Source organism: Lachnoclostridium sp., assembly GCF_031997925.1.
Lineage (GTDB): Bacteria > Bacillota > Clostridia > Lachnospirales > Lachnospiraceae > Lachnoclostridium.
The window spans coordinates 1-1,959 of sequence record NZ_DAMADT010000063.1 but is presented as its reverse complement, the minus strand read 5'-3'; the positions used below and the strand labels follow the sequence as shown (position 1 = coordinate 1,959).

3 protein-coding genes are annotated in these 1,959 nt (G+C 35.5%); 1 reads left to right on the top strand and 2 read right to left on the bottom strand.

The window, feature by feature from the left end; genetic code table 11:
• Positions 1-255 (top strand): hypothetical protein (locus tag RTP52_RS20175; protein WP_312373175.1); only part of this gene is annotated, 255 nt, incomplete at its 5' end.
• Between the two features lie 30 nt (positions 256-285).
• Here RTP52_RS20175 and RTP52_RS20170 read toward each other — a convergent pair.
• Together RTP52_RS20170 and RTP52_RS20165 are read right to left on the bottom strand one after the other, a co-directional pair.
• Positions 286-1,140 carry an IS3 family transposase gene (locus tag RTP52_RS20170; protein WP_312373177.1) on the bottom strand — a complete coding sequence of 285 codons (855 nt, stop codon included), beginning with the start codon at positions 1,138-1,140 and terminating at the stop codon, positions 286-288.
• On the bottom strand, positions 1,119-1,631 hold the full coding sequence (locus tag RTP52_RS20165) for a helix-turn-helix domain-containing protein (RefSeq protein WP_312373172.1): 513 nt from the start codon (positions 1,629-1,631) through the stop codon (positions 1,119-1,121). Before RTP52_RS20165 ends, RTP52_RS20170 begins: the two co-directional genes overlap by 22 nt.
• Positions 1,632-1,959 lie beyond the last annotated feature (328 nt).

Below are 1,959 nucleotides of genomic sequence, written 5' to 3'. Positions count from 1 at the left end.
CTTGACCCGGCAAATATGAAGGGTTGTTTTAGAAACACCGGTTTTGAGGCTGCGGAAGTAATAACCGTGTATGGTCAAACACCCGAAATGTCCACAGGAGCAAGAGAGCTGATGGAATTGCAGTCTGGCAATTGTATTATCGTAAAAATCCTGAGTAACAGGGTAGTAATCTTCAACCAACAGGGTTATCATAAGCTTGTAAGCACAGTGACATCAGTTCTGTGCAGGAAACCAAACTTTGGATGGGTGAAGTGAACCCCAAATATTGGACGAAATTTAATATAATTAAGCGATAGATTTTTCGAAATGTTCCCGGTAGCTTACCGGGGACATTTTTAATCTTAACTTAATTCGTCTATTGTTATAGTAGTCTATGTATTCTTCAATTGCAAGTTTTAATTGATCTAACGTGCGATATTTGTATTCTTGGTCATAAAACATTGCGTTTTTTATTATCCCAAAGAAGTTTTCCATTATTGCATTATCTAAACAATTCCCTTTTCGTGACATGCTTTGGATAATCTTATTCTTTTTTAATTTATACTGATACTCTAATTGTCTATACTGCCAACCTTGATCCGAGTGTAAGATCAGCCCTGATAAATCAGGAAAACGATTCGTTGCATTTGAAAGCATCTGCATCGTCTGTTTGAAGTTTGGACTACATCCCATGTGATAGCTTATGATTTCACCATTAAACATATCTAAGACAGGAGATAGATATAGCTTTCCGGCAGATATAGAAAATTCGGAAACATCCGTTGTCCATTTTTGGTTGGGTTTATCTGCTTTAAAATTCCTGGAAATTATATTAGGTGCAGCCCGGCCAACATCACCAGTATAAGAATTATATTTTTTGCGACGCATTTTCCCTTGTAGACCGAGATTTTTCATCAGTTTTAATATTAATTTATGATTTACAATAATACCTTGGTTTTGTAACTCCAAAGTAATTCTACGGTAGCCGTACTCCCCTCTATTTGTTTTATAAATACTTTTAATTTTTTCTTTTAATTCTTTGTATTTATCCTCTTTGCGATTTCTTTGTACATAATAATAGTAAGTTGCTTTAGGAATAGCTGCTAATTGCAAAAGTGCCATCAATGGATATTTCTGCCTTAGCTCTTGGATGACTTCGATTTGCTCTGCTCGTTTTGCAGGGATCGCTTTTGAACTAAGGCCTTGAGTTTTTTTAAGTAATCATTCTCCATTCGCAAATACTCAAGTTCTTTCATTAAATCATCGTGCTCTACGAAATCTTTTTTCTTTTTTGGCATGCCTTTTCTTGAGCATCCTCGTCGTTCTAAAGACAAGGCCTCTGCTCCTTCCTCAAAATAGATACGCTCCCACCGCTGAACTTGAGTTTTTGACAAATTAAAGTGTATTGAAGCAGCATGGCAGGATAAATGATTATCATGCATATATCTTATAACATTTACTTTGAATTGACCAGAATATGTTGTGTATGCCCGCCTTTCAAGTCCTTTTACGCCATGTAATTCTACTAGTTTGACCCAACCAATGACCATCGTTTTTGAAGCGCCAATAACATCGCCTGCTTTTTTGTAAGAATATCCTTCTTCAGTGACTAAATTTACTGCTTGCATTTTTTGTTTGCATGTAAAAGACATAAAATTAACCCCTCCTGTTAGAATGTTTGTCTAACATTTGGGGTTCAGCTCATGGGGAGGTTGCTCTCTCTATTCTAACAGTTTAAGCAATAAGATGGATATAGACACGTCTGGTTGAAGTGTACTATAACCATAAACCCATTGTAGTAGATTTACATAATTAACAGTACATCGGCAACTTAATATTGATAGTTAGTAGATTTTCCTGTATTCTGAGAGTGAAATCAGAATTTATGGAGGTGTTTTATGTTTAACGAAATATGCATATATGAAGCAAAATTAACAAAGCTAGATGAAATCGAAGAATTGATGAAAGAAGTGGCAGATT